General features: G+C 71.3%; 14 protein-coding genes. 9 read left to right on the top strand and 5 right to left on the bottom strand.

Translation table 11 applies throughout. The annotated features are described in order from the left end of the window. The first annotated feature begins 17 nt into the window (after positions 1 to 17). Both OHA72_RS25440 and OHA72_RS25445 read left to right on the top strand, forming a co-directional pair. Positions 18 to 1133 (top strand): WD40/YVTN/BNR-like repeat-containing protein, encoded by a 1116-nt coding sequence (locus tag OHA72_RS25440; RefSeq protein WP_327010299.1) that lies wholly within the window; start codon positions 18 to 20, stop codon positions 1131 to 1133. Further along, positions 1130 to 1429, top strand: a complete 300-nt coding sequence (locus OHA72_RS25445; protein ID WP_327010300.1) for a MoaD/ThiS family protein — start codon at positions 1130 to 1132, stop codon at positions 1427 to 1429. The genes OHA72_RS25440 and OHA72_RS25445 overlap by 4 nt, the downstream gene beginning before the upstream one ends. 83 nt (positions 1430 to 1512) lie before the next feature. Here OHA72_RS25445 and OHA72_RS25450 read toward each other — a convergent pair whose 3' ends face one another. Both OHA72_RS25450 and OHA72_RS25455 read right to left on the bottom strand, forming a co-directional pair. Continuing rightward, on the bottom strand, positions 1513 to 1881 hold the full coding sequence (locus OHA72_RS25450) for a DUF2267 domain-containing protein (protein ID WP_327010301.1): 369 nt from the start codon (positions 1879 to 1881) through the stop codon (positions 1513 to 1515). Between the two features lie 108 nt (positions 1882 to 1989). Beyond that, positions 1990 to 2781, bottom strand: coding sequence for an alpha/beta hydrolase family protein (locus tag OHA72_RS25455; protein WP_327010302.1), 792 nt, complete (start codon positions 2779 to 2781; stop codon positions 1990 to 1992). A 137-nt stretch (positions 2782 to 2918) separates the two neighbouring features. On the opposite strand from OHA72_RS25455, the gene OHA72_RS25460 reads away from it, so the two are divergent. Further along, positions 2919 to 4082 carry a hypothetical protein gene (locus OHA72_RS25460; protein WP_327010303.1) on the top strand — a complete coding sequence of 388 codons (1164 nt, stop codon included), beginning with the start codon at positions 2919 to 2921 and terminating at the stop codon, positions 4080 to 4082. Between the two features lie 40 nt (positions 4083 to 4122). Here the strand turns inward: OHA72_RS25460 and OHA72_RS25465 are convergent, their stop codons facing one another. Continuing rightward, positions 4123 to 4512, bottom strand: coding sequence for a hypothetical protein (locus OHA72_RS25465; RefSeq protein ID WP_327010304.1), 390 nt, complete (start codon positions 4510 to 4512; stop codon positions 4123 to 4125). A 108-nt stretch (positions 4513 to 4620) separates the two neighbouring features. Between OHA72_RS25465 and OHA72_RS25470 the strand changes: the two genes are divergently transcribed. Further along, entirely contained in the window at positions 4621 to 5895 is a 1275-nt protein-coding gene (locus tag OHA72_RS25470; protein WP_327010305.1) for a serine hydrolase domain-containing protein, read from the top strand. 4 nt (positions 5896 to 5899) lie between these two features. Here OHA72_RS25470 and OHA72_RS25475 read toward each other — a convergent pair whose 3' ends face one another. Both OHA72_RS25475 and OHA72_RS25480 read right to left on the bottom strand, forming a co-directional pair. After that, a complete protein-coding gene (locus OHA72_RS25475) occupies positions 5900 to 6154 on the bottom strand; it encodes an acyl-CoA-binding protein (protein WP_327010306.1) in 255 nt (84 codons plus the stop codon). A gap of 20 nt (positions 6155 to 6174) precedes the next feature. Further along, positions 6175 to 6522 carry an MmcQ/YjbR family DNA-binding protein gene (locus OHA72_RS25480; RefSeq protein ID WP_327010307.1) on the bottom strand — a complete coding sequence of 116 codons (348 nt, stop codon included), beginning with the start codon at positions 6520 to 6522 and terminating at the stop codon, positions 6175 to 6177. Positions 6523 to 6683: 161 nt separating this feature from the next. Between OHA72_RS25480 and OHA72_RS25485 the strand changes: the two genes are divergently transcribed. Genes OHA72_RS25485 through OHA72_RS25505 form a run of 5 tightly spaced genes read left to right on the top strand, consistent with a single transcriptional unit; the run spans position 6684 to position 14991 of the window. Beyond that, positions 6684 to 7982, top strand: coding sequence for an ABC transporter substrate-binding protein (locus OHA72_RS25485; RefSeq protein WP_327010308.1), 1299 nt, complete (start codon positions 6684 to 6686; stop codon positions 7980 to 7982). After that, the gene (locus OHA72_RS25490; RefSeq protein WP_327010309.1) at positions 7982 to 8866 is read left to right on the top strand and encodes a carbohydrate ABC transporter permease; all 885 of its coding nucleotides are present in this window, start codon (positions 7982 to 7984) and stop codon (positions 8864 to 8866) included. Before OHA72_RS25485 ends, OHA72_RS25490 begins: the two co-directional genes overlap by 1 nt. After that, the gene (locus tag OHA72_RS25495; protein WP_327010310.1) at positions 8863 to 9681 is read left to right on the top strand and encodes a carbohydrate ABC transporter permease; all 819 of its coding nucleotides are present in this window, start codon (positions 8863 to 8865) and stop codon (positions 9679 to 9681) included. Before OHA72_RS25490 ends, OHA72_RS25495 begins: the two co-directional genes overlap by 4 nt. Positions 9682 to 9692: 11 nt before the next feature. Further along, on the top strand, positions 9693 to 12032 hold the full coding sequence (gene yicI / locus OHA72_RS25500; RefSeq protein ID WP_327010311.1) for an alpha-xylosidase: 2340 nt from the start codon (positions 9693 to 9695) through the stop codon (positions 12030 to 12032). A 16-nt stretch (positions 12033 to 12048) separates the two neighbouring features. Then, the gene (locus tag OHA72_RS25505; protein WP_327010312.1) at positions 12049 to 14991 is read left to right on the top strand and encodes a glycoside hydrolase family 3 protein; all 2943 of its coding nucleotides are present in this window, start codon (positions 12049 to 12051) and stop codon (positions 14989 to 14991) included. Positions 14992 to 15010: the final 19 nt, after the last annotated feature.

The following is a 15010-nucleotide window of genomic DNA, read 5'->3' on the forward strand; positions in this document are numbered from 1 at the left end:
GAAGCAGGAGGTGTGGCATGAGCGGCGTGAGGGTGCTCGTCGGGACGCGCAAGGGCCTGTTCATCCTGACCGCGGACGGTGACCGCCAGGACTGGAAGGTCGACGGTCCGCACTTCGGCGGCTGGGAGATCTACCACGCCAACGGCTCGCCGGCCGATCCGGACCGGCTGTATGCGTCGCAGTCCGGTGGCTGGTTCGGCCAGTTGATCCAGCGCTCCGACAACGGCGGCGACACGTGGGAGCCGGTGGGCAACGACTTCGCGTATGAGGGCAAGGTCGGCGACCATCTCTGGTACGACGGAACGCCCCGGCCGTGGGAGTTCAAGCGGATCTGGCACCTGGAGCCGTCCCGGGACGACCCCGACACGGTGTATGCGGGTGCGGAGGACGCGGCGCTGTACCGCTCCACGGACGGCGGGCGCGAATGGCAGGAGCTGACGGGGCTGCGCACGCACGAGTCGGGGCCGCGGTGGCAGCCGGGTGCCGGCGGCATGTGCCTGCACACGATCATCCTCGACCCGGTGCACAAGGATCGGATCTTCGTGGCGATCTCGGCGGCCGGGGCGTTCCGCTCCGACGACGCGGGTGTCACGTGGCAGCCGATCAACCGGGGACTGGTGTCGGGGCAGATCCCGGATCCGGACGCCGAGGTGGGGCACTGCGTGCACCGGCTCGCCCAGCATCCGTCCCGGCCCGACACGCTGTTCATGCAGAAGCACTGGGACGTCATGCGCACCGACGACGCCGGCGGCTCGTGGCGGGAGATCAGCGGGGACCTGCCGACGGACTTCGGCTTCCCGATCGCGGTGCACGCGCACGAGCCGGAGACGGTCTACGTGGTGCCGATCAAGAGCGACTCGGAGCACTACGTGCCGGACGGCAGACTGCGGGTGTACCGCAGCCGCTCCGGTGGTGAGCAGTGGCAGCCGCTGACCGAGGGGTTGCCGCAGTCGGACTGCTACGTCAACGTGCTGCGCGACGCGATGGCGGTGGACACGCTCGACGAGTGCGGCATCTACTTCGGCACGACCGGCGGTCAGGTATACGTCTCCGCCGACGCCGGGGACAGCTGGACGGCGATCGTGCGGGACCTGCCGGCGGTGCTGTCGGTGGAGGTGCAGACGCTGCCATGATCCGCGTCGTGCTCCCCGCGCACCTGCGGCAGCTGGCGCAGGTCAGCGGCGAGGTGCGGTTCGACCTCACCGGACCGGTCATCACCCAGCGTCTCGTGCTGGACGCGCTCGAGGAGCGCTATCCGATGCTGCGCGGCACCATCCGCGACCGGGCCAGCGGGCAGCGGCGGGCGTTCGTGCGGCTGTACGGCTGCGAGGAGGACCTCTCCAACGACTCCCCGGACGAGCCACTCCCGGAGCGGGTCGCCAGCGGCGCCGAGCCGCTGCTGATCATCGGCGCGATGGCGGGCGGCTGAGCAGACCCAAAGAGCTGAGCAAACCAAAGAGCTGAGCAGACCCAAAGAGCTGAGCAAACCAAAGAGCTGAGCAAACCGAAGAGCTACAGAACCAGCCGGCGATACTCCGCCGGCAGCTGTGCGAGGGCGTGCTGGACGTGGGTGCTGGACACGGCCTGCCCGAGCGTGGTCAGGACCGCGCTCGTGCCGCGGGTGACCTCGGCCTCGTTGAGGCCGGTGCGTTCGCTGACCTGCCGGACGAAGTCGCGCAGCGGCACCGGATGCGCCCCGCCCGACCGGGCCGGCAGGCTCTGCGCGAGGCCGGAGGGCAGGTCGAGCGCCAGGTCGCGCGCCTCGCCGCCGCTGAGCTGGCTACCCAGCGCCTCCAGGGTGGCGCGGGTGAGGTCGGCGGCCTCCTCCTTGCCCAGACCGGCCCGCTCCGCGACCGCCGCGGCGAACGCGCGTTCCTCCATCGTGGTCCCCTCACTGTCGCTTGAACCGGCACACCCATCGTCGGGCGTGTCCCCGTCGCTCGCGTGGGGTGACCACGGCGGCGACGGGGACACGGCGAAGAGAGCGGATCAGCAGGCGTTGGTACGGAAGCTCGACACCGCGGCACCGGAGAAGCCGCAGGTGAAGGGCGTGAAGCGGGAGTCCTGGTTCAGCCAGCGCTTGAACCAGGAGACCAGTGCGCGGGACGTGGTGGCGTTCGACGACTGCGGGAAGAAGTGGCTCGCCCCGGTCAGCTCGACGTACGTCTTCGGCCCCGCCAGGCTGTTGTAGAACGGCACCGAGTGCGTGGCGACCGGCGCGATGGTGTCGGCCTGCCCGCCCACGATCAGGACCGGCTCGCTGACGTTGTTCCAGGTCTTGTCGCTGTTCCAGGGTGCGAGCGGCACCCCGGCCTTGACCAGGCCGCTGGTGTCGGCGGCGAGCGCCTCCAGGGTGCCGCCACCGCCCATCGAGTGGCCGGCCACGCCGCGGCGGCTGCCGTCGACGCGGGACCGCACGGTGGTGGGGGAGGAGTTGACCGCCCAGTTCAGTGCGGCGAGGAGCTGGCTGCCCCGGCTGCCGGGCTGGTCGTAGAGGCTGTTCGTCTCGATGCCGACGACCACGAAGCCCCACGAGGACAGGCGGGGACCGATCCAGGAGAGACTCGACCAGGTGGCGATCAACGGGGGTAGGTGCCGCTGCGATCGGGTGACCAGGCTGGAGATGCTGGTGGACGTGGTCGCGAAGCTGCCGTTGCCGGTGATGTTGGCGGCGGTGGGTGCCTGGCCGATCTCGTCAGCGAGCGCCGGGGTGGCGACCGCGGCGACCCCGCCGCCCATGAGCGTGAGGACGACGGCCAGCCTGAGCAGGATTGTTCGCAACGCTGCACTCCTCTCGAAACACCTTCGTAACTTCGATGGGTGTCAGTGTGTGCAGGTCGTGGCCCATGCCGTATCGGCGAAATCACCGGTGTTCGGCATTGAACGATCGTTCAGGAGATGGTCGGTATCGTTCGGGCATGACCAGCGTCGGGGCCGCCGTCGACGCGCTGGTGGTCGGGTCCGTCCTCGTCGGCGTGCCGCTGACATGGAGGACCGGACCGCGGCAGGCACGGGCCGCCCGCGGCCCGGGGTTCTGGCTCGGGGCCGTCGCCGCCGCGATCTACCTCAATCAGCTGCTGTTCACGGTGTACGTCCTGCGCGTCCACCGCGGTGACCCGTCCTTCATCGCGCGATACCTGCCACCCGGCTGGTTCGACCTCGCCCACGGCGGCGCGATGCGGGCCGTCGCAACGGCGTTCCCCGCGCCGGAGCTCCTTGAGGTCAGCGTCCTGCGGGTCCAGGCGGTGCTCGAACTGCCGTTCGTGATCCTCGCCTACCTGTGCGTGTGCCGCTGGCTCGACCCGGTCCGCGCCCGGGTGCTGAGCAGCCCCGCGGTGCTGTGGGCCGCGTGCGTCGCGTACTGCGTCGTGTTCGGCCTGGTCGAGTGGGGGCTGCGCAACCCGTACACGACCGACGACCTGATCCTGCGGGCCGTGTCGTGCGTCGCGACCGCGGCCCTCGCCGGCCGCTCCGCAAAAGACCTGCGCGCCACGAAACCGGAGTCGGCGGTGGACGTGCTGCTCGCCGTCGGGTCCGCCGCGGCGCTCGGCGTGCTGGTGCTCGTGGTGTACGACACCGCCCTGCTCTACAACCTGGGCCACGTCCCCCGCCTCCTGCCGGTCGCGGCGGTGGCCGCCGCCGCCCTGGCCGCCGCGAGACTGCTCGCCCGCCGCCGGGCCGCGACGCCCCGCGAGGCGGGAGCCGGCGTGCGCACCGTCTCGGCCGGGCTCGCCTGGTTCGCGGCGCTGTTCTTCGTGCCGGCGCTGCCCATCCGGTACGCCCTGGACCTCGGCACCCCGTGGCTGGCCGTGGCCGGCGCCGCGGTGGTGGCCGTGACCGCCGCCGCGCTGACCGTGCGCGAGGTCACCGCCGGGCTCGGCCGGACCCGCCGCGCGGTCGGCCTGTGGCTGGCGCAGGTGTCGGCCGCCACCGTCGCCGGGCTGGCCGCCGCGAGCGCCGCGCTGCTCCCGCCGCCGACCTACCCGGAGGTGCGGATCCTCCTCGCGGCGGCGCTGTTCCTCGTCACCGTGACCGCCGCGTGCGCCGTCACCGACACCTTCCTGCGCCGCGAACCGGCATGATGGACCGCTTCCGGTGCCGGGTGCGGGGTCGCGAGGATGCTCACCGCAGCCAGGCGCGGATTCGTCGCAGCAGCGACGGTCGTGGGGCCGGCGCGGCAGGGGGCGGGCCGGCCGTGGGGAATGTGCCGGTGTCGTCGCGGACCACGGTCCGGGTGCCCGGCGGGGGCGGCTGGGACGGCCGCGGTCCGGCCGCCGGCGCCTCCGGCGGGTGGACGGTGACGGCGTGGAAGTGCCGCAGACCGTCCGCGATCTCGACCCTCGTCCAGTCGCCGCCGGCCTTGCGCTCATGGTCGGGCAGGCGCTGCCCGTACCAGGCGGAGACCTCCTCGACCGCGGCGGCCGTCGCGAACCAGGTCGTCGTGATGTGGCCCCCCGTCGCCGCGTAGGTGCGCAGCGTGTCGAACGGCACCAGGCCGGGGAAGTGGCTCATCACAGCGAGCCTAGACGGGGCCCGCGGCGCCGAATCATCGTGCACAGGCAGTGCCGAAAGCCCGGTGTGCAGGTGTATGGTCGGCCCACGCCGTCGCAGGAGGCCGTCATGGTGTTCAAAGTGGACGTTCCGCCCGACCTCGTCCAAGGCGACGTCGACGAGGGCTACGGGCCGGTCGCCGACGCGTTCCGGCGCAACTTCGCCGAGCACGGCGAGATCGGCGCGGCCTGCGCCGTCTACCGCGACGGCCGCAAGGTCGTCGACCTGTGGGGCGGCTACCGCGACGGCCGCACCAGAGCACCGTGGCGGCAGGACACGCTCGTCACCGTGTTCTCCACCACCAAGGGCGTGTCCGGGCTCGCGGTCGCGGTCGCGCACTCCCGCGGCTGGATCGACTACGACGCGACCGTCGCCACGTACTGGCCCGAGTTCGCCCGCAACGGCAAGGAAGCGGTCACGGTCCGGCAGCTGCTCGCGCACCAGGCGGGACTCGCCGCGATCGACCGGCCGCTCACCGTCGCCGACCTCGCCGACCTCGACGTGGTCGCCGACGCCCTCGCCGACCAGCGCCCGGCGTGGGAGCCGGGGACCAGGCACGGGTATCACGCGATCTCGCTCGGCTGGTACGAGGGCGAGCTCCTGCGCCGCGTCGACCCGGCGAAACGGTCACTCGGCCGGTTCTTCGCCGAGGAGATCGCCGCGCCCCTCGCCGCCACGAAGGGGGACACGACCGGCGACGGGATGGAGTTCCATGTCGGCGTGCCCGACACCGTCGACCCGGACCGGATCGCGTTCATCCACGGGTACAAGCCCGCCGAACTGCTGCTGCACCTGGGCACCATGCCGCGCGGGTTCGTGTTCGGGTTCCTCAACCCGCGCAGCGTCACCGCCCGCTCGTTCGCCAACCCGAAGGTCCTGTCCGAGACCGGCAACTACAACCTGCCGGAGGTGCGGCGCCTGGAGCTACCCGCCGCCAACGGCACCGGCGAGGTCCGCGCCATCGCCCGCGCCTACGGCGACGCCGCCACCGGCGGCGGCACCCTCGGCCTGACGCCGTCCACGCTGGACGCCCTGCGCCGCCCGGCCGAGGCGCCGAGCGGCGGGCTGCAGGACGTGGTGCTGCGGGTGCCGACCATCTTCTCGCTCGGCTACGTCAAGCCGTTCCCCCGCCTGCGCTTCGGCGCGGCCGGCAACGAGGCGTTCGGCACGCCGGGCGCCGGCGGGTCGTTCGGGTTCGCGGACCCGGAGACGGGTGTCGGCTTCGCCTACGCCATGAACCGCGCCGGCTTCCACCTCTGGGACGACCCGCGGGAGCTGGCGCTGCGCGAGGCGCTCTACGGCCAGGTCCTCGGCGAGCGGTCCCAGCGCCCCGACCCGCGCTGAGGACTCAGGCGCGCAGCTCGGTGACCAGGGCGACGTACTGGCGCTGCGCGTCCTCCTGCGAGGTGCCGGCCAGGGCCTTCCAGGCGTCGTACTTGGCGCGGCCCACCAGGTCGAACACCCCGGGCCGCTTGCCGTCCGCGTCGCCGTGGGTGCCCTGCTTGTAGAGGGCGTACAGCCGCAGCAGCACGTCGTTGCCGGGGCGCTGGTCGAGCTGCTTGACGTCGATCTGGGCCTGCTCGAACTCCGCGGTGAGGGACATCCCCGCAGGATAGTGCAGGGCTAACTGAACGCGAGCGGGTGATCCTCCACGAGTGACTCGGGCGCGGACAGCTGCCACGCCTCGTAGAGCAGCTCGCCGAGCTCGTCGGCCTCGATCTTCTGCAGATACACCACAACCCAGCCGAAGCCGCCGGAGGTGAACTGCACCTCGAACACGTCGGGCCGCTCGGCGACCAGGGCGATCTGCTCGGAGATCGTCTGCTTCAGCCCGGCGGTGTGCGTGCGGGGCCAGTAGTAGCCGAAGCGCTTGCCGCGCACGCTGAAGGACGTGTAGTCCGCGGCGTGCGCCCGCTCGACCTCGGCGAGGCCGTCCACCATTGCCAGGAACTGCGCGTCCGGTACACCCACGCCCGGCATTGTCGCGCACCGGCAGGTCCCCGTGGAAGTTTCACGCCCCAGGCTGCCCGCACGGCGCGACCGGTTGACACGTCGGCGGGTTGTTCGTAGCTTCCCTGTCGAAGCGCTTCGACAACGTTCTGCACACACCCGGCCAACACTCAGGAGCAGACGTGTTCAGCAGACTGCGCAGATCTGCCGCAGCGGCGGTGGTCGTCATCGCCGTGGCGGGGCTTGCCGCGTGCGGCGGGGCCGACGAGGAAGCCGGCGACGGCAAGACGCTCAAGCTCTGGCACTACGAGGGCGCGACCAGCGCGATGGGTGTCGCCTGGACCGAGGCGATCAAGCGGTTCGAGGCGTCCCACCCCGGCGTCAAGGTCGTGTTCGAGGAGAAGGGCTTCGAGCAGATCCGGCAGGGCGCCAACATGATCCTCAACTCGAGTGACGCCCCCGACGTCATGGAGTACAACAAGGGCAACGCCAGCGCCGGGCTCCTCGCCAAGCAGGGCCTGCTGACCGACCTGAGCGCCGAGGTCGACAAGCGCGGCTGGGGCAAGCTGCTCAACCCCGGACTGGCCACCACCGCCCGCTACGACCAGCGCGGCGTGATGGGCGGCGGCAAGTGGTACGGCGTGCCGAACTACGCCGAGTTCGTGATGGCGTACTACAACAAGGACCTCTTCGCCAAGTACAACGTGCAGGTCCCGAAGACGCTCGACGAGCTCGTCACGGCGATGGACACGTTCAAGCGCAACGGGGTCACGCCGCTGTCGGTCGGCGGCGCCGAGTACCCCGCCCAGCAGATCCTCTACGAGCTGGCGCTGTCGAAGGCCGACCGGGCCTGGGTCGAGGACTTCCAGCTGTACAAGAACAAGGTCGACTTCCAGGGCCCGCAGCTGACCTACGCCGCGACCACGTTCGCCGACTGGGTCGCCAAGGGCTACGTCGACAAGAACTCCGCCGGCATCAAGGCCGAGGACATGGGCCAGGCGTTCGAGCAGGGCAAGTTCCCCATCATGGTGTCCGGCAGCTGGTGGTACGGGCGGATGACGAAGATCAGCGGCTTCCAGTGGGGCACGTTCCTGTTCCCCGGCAACACGCTGCACCCGGGCTCCAGCGGCAACCTGTGGGTCGTGCCGGCGAAGGCGAAGAACAAGGCCCTCGCGTACGACTTCATCGACATCACCATGAGCAAGGACATCCAGAACCTGCTCGGCAACTCCGGCGGCATCCCGATCGCCGCGGACCAGGCGGCCATCACCGACCCGAAGAGCAAGGAACTGCTCGCGCTGTTCGACACGATCGTCAAGCAGGACGGGATGGCGTTCTACCCGGACTGGCCCGCGCCGGGCTACTACGACGTGCTCGTCGCCGGCACGCAGAAGCTCATCAACGGCTCGGCGAAACCCGCGCAGGTCCTGGACGAGATCGCCAAGCCCTACAACGACAACCGGGCGAACGTCGGCGGCTGATGAGACGTCGGCGGGGCTTTTGGCCCTTTCTGGTCCCCGGGGTGCTGCTGTGCGCCGTCGTCATCGTGATCCCCGTGGTGACGACGGCCGGGCTCAGCTTCACCGAATGGACGGGCGTCGGCACGCCCCGGTGGACCGGACCGGCCAACTACGACCGGCTGCTGCACGACGAGAACTTCTGGGCGTCGTTTCGCAACATCGCGCTGCTCATCGTCGCGATGGCGGTCGTGCCGACCCTGCTCGGGCTGTTCCTCGCCGCGCTGCTGTTCGACTACGTCGCGCCCCGCCTCGGCATGCGGGTGGCCAGGGCCCTGCGGTCCGGGCTCTACCTGCCGCAGGTCCTGCCGCTGGCCGTCACCGGCATCGTGTGGGGCTGGATCCTGCACCCCGGCTACGGCGCGCTGAACTCGATCCTCGACACCGCCGGCCTGGGGTCCCTGGCCCGCAACTGGCTCGGGGATCCCGCATACGCGCTGTACACGATCATGGCCGTGATGGTGTGGGTGCAGCTCGGCTACCCCCTCGTGATGTTCATGTCTGGCCTGCAGCGCGTGGACCCGGAGCTGTACGAGGCCGCGTCGCTGGACGGCGCCGGCTGGTGGCAGCGGTTCACCCGCATCGCCGTGCACCAGATCCGGCCGGAGATCGCCGTCGTGCTGATCACCACCACGATCGCCGGGCTGAAGATCTTCGGCCAGATCTTCGTGCTGACCCGAGGCGGGCCGGGCAACGCGACCCTGGTGCCGTCCTACTTCGCGTACCAGAACTACTTCGAACGCGCGAACGTCGGCTACGGCTCGGCGATCTCGACCGTGCTCACCGCCCTCATCGTCGCGCTGACGTTCGTGTTCCTGCGAGTCCTGACCCGCGGGGAACACGCATGAGGCGGGGGGCGCTGCTCGTCGCGGGTGTGCTCGCCGTCGTGGTGCTGCTGGTCCTCGCCCCGTTCGTGCTGGTGCTGCTCAACGCGGTGAAGACGGAGGCCGAGTATGCGTCCACCGGCCCGCTGTCGCTGCCCGGCGGCCTGCACCTGTCCGGCGTCGCCGCGTTCTGGGAGCGGGTCGACTTCGGCCAGAAACTGTTCAACAGCGCGCTGATCAGTGGCTCCGTCGCCGTGCTCGCGGTCGTCGTGTCGGTGCTCAACGCCTACGCGCTGGGCATCGGCAAGGTGCGCGGGCGGGGCTGGTTCCTGGGCGCGTTCCTGGTGGCGAACCTGGTGCCGCAGGAGAGCCTCATCTACCCGCTGTACTACATGGCCAAATACGTCGACCTGTACGACACCCGGGTCGCGGTCGTCATCATCTTCACCGCGATCCAGAGCGCGTTCGGCACGTTCCTGCTGTCGTCGGTCTTCGCCGCGTTCCCCACCGAGCTGCTCGACGCGGCCGCGATGGACGGCGCCGGGCGGCTGCGGACCCTGTGGCGGGTCGTCGTGCCGGTCAGCGTGCCGACGCTCGGGGTGCTGTTCACCTTCTTCTTCGTGTGGACGTGGAACGAGCTGTTCATCCCGCTCATCTTTCTCGTGTCCAACCCGAACCAGACCGTGCCGGTCGCCCTGGGCCTCCTGCAGGGCGAAAAGATGATGGACGCGACCACGACCAGCGCGTCGGCGCTGCTGGGCATCGCGCCCGCCGTGCTGTTCTTCCTCGTCTTCCAGCGGACCCTCACCCGTGGCGTCATGACCGGCGCAGTCAAGTAGATGGAGCGTGCATGAAGTTCAGCGACGGGTACTGGCAGCTGCGCGACGGGGTGCACCCGCTGTACCCCGTGCACGTCCGTGACGTGGCCGTCGGCGCGAACAGCCTGTCGGTGTACGCGCCCACCCGGCGGGTCACCGGCCGGGGCGACACCCTCAACACGCCCCTGATCACCGTCGACTGCACCACCCCGGCGCCCGACGTCGTCGCGGTGCGGGTCAGCCGGCACACCGGCGGGCGGGCGCGGGGACCCCGGTTCCGCATCGACGCCGACCCGGCAGCCGACGGCAAGGTGACCCGCGATGAGGAGTCCGTCACGTTCACCGCGGGCGCGCTCAGCGCCAGGTTCTCCCTCGGCGAGCAGTGGCGCCTCGACTTCATGGCCGAGGGCCGGATCCTCACCACCAGCGCGCCCAAGGCCCTCGCCGCGCTGCGGACCGGTGACGGGCACTACCTGCGCGAGCAGCTGAACCTCGGTGTCGGTGAGATGGTGTACGGCCTGGGCGAGCGCTTCGGGCCGGTGGTCAAGAACGGCCAGACGGTCGACGTCTGGAACGCCGACGGCGGCACCAGCAGCGAGCAGGCGTACAAGAACGTGCCGTTCTACCTGACCAGCGGCGGCTACGGCGTCTTCGTCGACGACCCCGGCCCGGTGTCGTTCGAGATCGGCTCCGAGGCCGTGTCGCGCGTGCAGTTCAGCGTCCCCGGCCAGGTCCTGTCGTACCTGGTCATCTACGGGCCGACGCCGCGGGACGTGCTGCGCAAGTACACGGCGCTCACCGGCCGCCCGGCGCTGCCGCCCGCCTGGTCGTTCGGGCTGTGGCTGTCCACGTCGTTCACCACGTCCTACGACGAGGCGACCGTGACGTCCATTGTGGACGGCATGGCGGAGCGGGGGCTGCCGCTGTCGGTGTTCCACTTCGACACGTTCTGGATGCGCGAGTTCCACTGGTGCGACTTCGAGTGGGACCCCGTCACGTTCCCCGACCCGGCCGGCATGCTGGCCCGGCTCAAGGCGAAGGGGCTGCGCATCTGCCTGTGGATCAACCCGTACATCGCGCAGCGCTCCGCGCTGTTCGCCGAGGGTGCCGCGCTGGGCTACCTGGTCCGCCGGGCCGACGGCGACGTGTGGCAGTGGGACCAGTGGCAGGCCGGGATGGGCCTGGTCGACTTCACGAACCCGGCGGCGCGGCAGTGGTATCAGGACAAGCTGCGCGGCCTGCTGGACCTCGGCGTCGACTGCTTCAAGTCCGACTTCGGCGAGCGGATCCCCACCGAGGTCGTCTGGGCCGACGGCGCCGACCCGCTGCGGATGCACAACTACTACACGCACCTGTATAACGAGGCTGTCTTCGAGGTGCTGCGCGAGCACCGCGGCGACGGCGAGGCGGTCCTGTTCGCCCGGTCGGCGACCGCCGGCGGCCAGCAGTTCCCGGTGCACTGGGGCGGCGACTGCGCGTCCACGTTCGAGTCGATGGCCGAGAGCCTGCGCGGCGGGCTGTCCCTGGCCTGGTCCGGTTTCGGGTTCTGGAGCCACGACATCGGCGGCTTCGAGGGCACCCCGGACCCGGCGGTCTTCACCCGCTGGATCCCGTTCGGGCTGCTGTCCTCGCACAGCCGCCTGCACGGCAACGAGTCCTACCGGGTGCCGTGGCACTTCGGCGACGACGCGGTCGCCGTGCTGCGCGAGTACACCCGGCTCAAAGCGCGGCTGATGCCCTACCTGTACGGGGCCGCCGTCACCGCGCACCGTGAGGGGCTGCCGGTGCTGCGGCCCATGGCACTGGAGTTCCCCGACGACCCCGGCTGCGCCCACCTGGACCGCCAGTACATGCTCGGCGGCAGCATCCTCGTCGCGCCGGTGTTCAGCGCCGCCGGCGACGTCACCTTCTACCTGCCGGTGGGGCGGTGGACCGACCTGCGCAGCGGGGAGGTGCTGACCGGACCGGGCTGGATCCGGCGCCGGTACGGGATCGGCGACCTGCCGGTGCTGGTCCGGCCAGGCTCGGTCCTGCCGTTCGGCGCGCACGACGACCGCCCCGACTACCCATACGCCGACGGCGTCACCCTGCGGGTCTACGAGCTGCCCGACGGCGCGGGCACGACCGTGGACATCCCTTCGCCGCAGGGCCGGCCAAGTGCCACCTTCACGGTGCGCCGGGCCGGGACGACCGTCGAGGTGCGCCAGGACAACGGGAGTTCCTCGGCGCGCTGGCGGGTGCAGCTGGCCGGCGTCACGACGGTGGCGGCCGTCGACGCCGGCCGGCTCACTCCCTCCCCGACCGCCGACCCCGCCGGCGTCCTCATCGACGCGGACGCCGGCGCCCACCAAGTGACTGTGCACCTCCACTGATGTCCGGAGGCACAGCATGTCCAGACGCGTCCTGGTCGCGGGTGTCGTCGCCGCACTGACGGTGACGTTCGCACCACCCGCGGCGGCGGCCCCACCCCGCTACGCCTACCCGTTCCAGGATCCGAGGCTGCCGCTGCAGGTCAGGGTCGACGACCTCACCGGCCGGCTCACCCTCGAGGAGAAGATCTCGCTGCTGCACCAGTACCAGCCGGCGATCCCGCGGCTGGGCGTCAAGCTGTTCAAGTCCGGCACCGAGGCGCTGCACGGCCTGGCCTGGTCCAACGACACCAGCGGCAACGTCGTCACCGCGACCGCCACCCAGTTCCCGCAGGCGGTCGGGCTGGCCAGCACCTGGGACGTCGAGCTGATGCGGCGGGTCGGCTCCGCCGTCGCCGACGAGGCCCGCGAGCACCACGCCCAGAACCCCGACGTGTGGGGGCTCAACCTGTGGGCGCCGGTCGTCAACCCGCTGCGGGACCCGCGGTGGGGCCGCAACGAGGAGGGCTACAGCGAGGACGCCTGGCTCACCGGGCAGCTCGCCGTCGCCTACGGCGGCGGCCTGCAAGGCAACGACCCGCGCTACCTGAAGACCGCGGCGACCCTGAAGCACTACGCCGCCTACAACAACGAGGTGCGCCGTGACACGACGTCGGCGACGGTGCGGCCCCGGGTGCTCAACGAGTACGACCGCACCCCGTTCCGCATCCCGCTGCAGGCGGGCGCGGCGACGGGCGTCATGGCGTCCTACAACCTGATCAACGGGCGGCCCGCCACGGTCAGCCCCGACCTCGACCTGCTGCGGACCTGGACGGACCGGCCGTTGTTCAACCCCAGCGACGCCTTCGCCCCAGGGAACCTGACCGGTTCCCAGCAGTACCACACCACGCAGGCCGAGGCGGACGCCGCCGCGATCAAGGCCGGCATCAACAGCTTCACCCAGGACGGCGCCAACCCCGCGGCCACCATCGCCGCCATCCACGACGCCCTCGACCAGGGGCTGCTGACCCCCGCCGACATCGACGACACCGTCAAGCAGAACCTGGCGCTGCGCTTCCGCCTCGGCGAGTTCGACCCGGGCGGCGGGCCGTACGGCGGGGTCACCGCCGACGAGGCCGCGAACGCCCGGCTCGCCCGCGACGCCGCCGCCGAGTCGATGGTGCTGCTGAAGAACACCGGGGTGCTGCCGCTGCGGAGCCCGAAGAAGGTCGCCGTCGTCGGTCCGCTCGCCGACACCGTCTACAGCGACTGGTACGGCGGTGCCATGCCGTACCAGGTGACACCGCGGCAGGGGATCGCCGAACGGGTCGGTGACGTCGCCTTCAGCGAGGGCGTCGACCGGATCGCGCTCAAACAGCACGGCACCGGCCGCTACCTCACCGGCGGCGGCGGGCCGGCCGGCGCACCGATCGCGGCGAACGGCGACACCGCCGGCACCGCCGCCCAGTTCGACGTCTTCGACTGGGGCAACGGGGTCGTGACCCTGCGCAGCGCCGCCAACGGCCGCACCGTCGGCTACAACTGGTCCGGGTTCGTCAACGACCAGGCGCAGCCGAACGGCTGGTTCGTCCAGCAGCAGCTCAAGCTCGAGCGGCGCGCCGACGGCAACACCGTCATCCGCTACGCCGGTTACGAGGCCGCCTACGACTGGGCGCCGTCGTACCGCACGCCGTACCTCGTCGTGCAGGCCGACGGCACGCTGAACCTGGGCGCCGCCACCGCCGACGAGGCGACCCCCTTCACCCGCGAGGTCATCAGCAGCGGCGTCGACACCGCCGTCGCCGCCGCGACCGGGGCCGACGCGGCCGTCGTCGTGGTGGGCAGCATGCCGTTCATCAACGGCCGCGAGGACCACGACCGGGCCGACCTCAACCTCGCCGAGGGGCAGGCGGCGCTGGTGCGGGCCGTCAAGGAGGCCAACCCGAACACGGTCGTCGTCGTGGAGAACAGCTACCCGACGGCGCTGAACTGGGAACAGGCCAACGTGCCGGCGCTGCTGTGGACCAGCCACGCCGGGCAGGAGACCGGGCACGCCCTCGCCGACGTGCTCTTCGGCGACCGCAACCCCGCCGGGCGGCTCACGCAGACCTGGTACCGCTCGGCCGACGGCCTGCCCGCCATCACCGACTACGACATCATCGACGGCGGTCGGACCTACCAGTACTACACCGGCGACCCGCTCTACCCGCTCGGGCACGGGCTGTCCTACACCTCGTTCCGGTACGGGGCGCTGCGCACCGGCACGTCCACTGTGGACCAGCGTGGCACCGTCCGGGTCGGCGTCGACGTCACCAACACCGGCACCCGCGCCGGCGACGAGGTCGTCCAGCTGTACACGCACCAGCGCACGTCACGGGTCGAGCAGCCGATCAAGGCGCTGCGCGGCTTCCAGCGGGTCCACCTGGAACCCGGCCAGACGAAACGGGTGACGTTCACGCTCGCCGCCTCCGACCTGCGCTTCTGGGACGTCACGCGGGACCGGTGGGTGGTCGAGGACGCGACGCACGACCTGCTCGTCGGCGCGTCGTCGGCGGACATCCGCGCCACCGGGCAGCTGCGGGTCCGCGGGGAGACGATCCCGCCCCGCGACCTGCGGCGCACCACCCGCGCGGAGAACTTCGACGGGTACCAGGGCACCACCCTGCTGGACGAGGCGAAGGCGGGCGGCACGTCGGTCGCGGCGACCGGCGCCGGGCAGTGGGTCCGCTACACCGACGCGGACCTGCGCGGCCCGGCGGCCTTCACCGGCCGCTTCGCCAACGCCGGCGCGGCGACCACCGTCCAGGTACGCCTCGACGACCCGGTCCGCGGGCAGCTCCTGGCGACGGTGGCGGTACCCCCGACCGGCGGCGTGTACGCGTACACGACCGTGACCGCGGCGCTGGTGAAGGCCTCCGGCCGGCACGACGTGTACCTCGTGTTCGGCGGGCCGGTGCGCCTGGCGACGTTCACGGTCTCGTAGTGGCTTTGCTCCGGGTGTG

This window comes from Dactylosporangium sp. NBC_01737, from assembly GCF_035963215.1.
GTDB lineage: Bacteria > Actinomycetota > Actinomycetes > Mycobacteriales > Micromonosporaceae > Dactylosporangium.

Bases quoted from the DNA above. Each gene is read 5' to 3' on its own strand.
- OHA72_RS25440 (WP_327010299.1), top strand. From the start codon at position 18: ATGAGCGGCGTGAGGGTGCTCGTCGGGACGCGCAAGGGCCTGTTCATC.
- OHA72_RS25445 (WP_327010300.1), top strand. From the start codon at position 1,130: ATGATCCGCGTCGTGCTCCCCGCGCACCTGCGGCAGCTGGCGCAGGTC.
- OHA72_RS25450 (WP_327010301.1), bottom strand. From the start codon at position 1,881: ATGGAGGAACGCGCGTTCGCCGCGGCGGTCGCGGAGCGGGCCGGTCTG.
- OHA72_RS25460 (WP_327010303.1), top strand. From the start codon at position 2,919: ATGACCAGCGTCGGGGCCGCCGTCGACGCGCTGGTGGTCGGGTCCGTC.
- OHA72_RS25465 (WP_327010304.1), bottom strand. From the start codon at position 4,512: ATGAGCCACTTCCCCGGCCTGGTGCCGTTCGACACGCTGCGCACCTAC.
- OHA72_RS25470 (WP_327010305.1), top strand. From the start codon at position 4,621: ATGGTGTTCAAAGTGGACGTTCCGCCCGACCTCGTCCAAGGCGACGTC.
- OHA72_RS25475 (WP_327010306.1), bottom strand. From the start codon at position 6,154: ATGTCCCTCACCGCGGAGTTCGAGCAGGCCCAGATCGACGTCAAGCAG.
- OHA72_RS25490 (WP_327010309.1), top strand. From the start codon at position 7,982: ATGAGACGTCGGCGGGGCTTTTGGCCCTTTCTGGTCCCCGGGGTGCTG.
- OHA72_RS25495 (WP_327010310.1), top strand. From the start codon at position 8,863: ATGAGGCGGGGGGCGCTGCTCGTCGCGGGTGTGCTCGCCGTCGTGGTG.
- yicI (WP_327010311.1), top strand. From the start codon at position 9,693: ATGAAGTTCAGCGACGGGTACTGGCAGCTGCGCGACGGGGTGCACCCG.
- OHA72_RS25505 (WP_327010312.1), top strand. From the start codon at position 12,049: ATGTCCAGACGCGTCCTGGTCGCGGGTGTCGTCGCCGCACTGACGGTG.